Source organism: Methylobacterium crusticola, assembly GCF_003574465.1.
In the GTDB taxonomy this organism is placed as follows: domain Bacteria; phylum Pseudomonadota; class Alphaproteobacteria; order Rhizobiales; family Beijerinckiaceae; genus Methylobacterium; species Methylobacterium crusticola.
This window is the reverse complement of sequence record NZ_QOWC01000523.1, coordinates 1-495: the sequence shown is the minus strand read 5'-3', so window position 1 is coordinate 495 and position 495 is coordinate 1. Positions and strand designations below refer to the sequence as shown.

At 81.0% G+C, this 495-nt stretch carries 1 pseudogene; it reads left to right on the top strand.

Going from position 1 to position 495, the window contains the following annotated elements:
• A pseudogene (locus DT057_RS35185) lies at positions 1-495 on the top strand (chemotaxis protein CheA); the annotation flags it as partial.

Here is a 495-nt window from a genome sequence, read left to right as displayed (position 1 = left end):
CGGGCGGGCCGGGCCAGGCGCCCGCGGCGGCGCCCGACTGGGCCGTTCCCCACCTCGCCGGGGCCGCGTCCCCGGTCCACCTCGTGCGCTACACGCCCCGGCCCGACTGCTTCTTCTCCGGGGACGACCCCGTCGACCTCGTGCGCCGCCTGCCCGGCCTCCTCGCCCTGCGGATCGAGCCCGCCGCGCCGTGGCCGCCGGACGACGACGCCATCGACGTCTTCGCGTGCAACCTCGTCATCAGCTGCCTCACGACGGCGCCCCGGGCCGCGGTCGACGCGGTGGTCCGCCTCGTCTTCGACCAGGTCGCGGTGGCGCCGGTCGCGGTGGCGGGCCCGCGCCTCGGCCCGGTGACCGCCGCGATCCTGTCCGAGCAGGCCCGCCTCCTCGGGGCCGGCGGCCCCCCGGACGGCGAGGCCGGCCGCCGCGAATCCGCCGCCGTGGCCGCCGCCAACGCCCTGCGGGCCGCCGGGCGGGAGGCCGACGCGGCCCGGT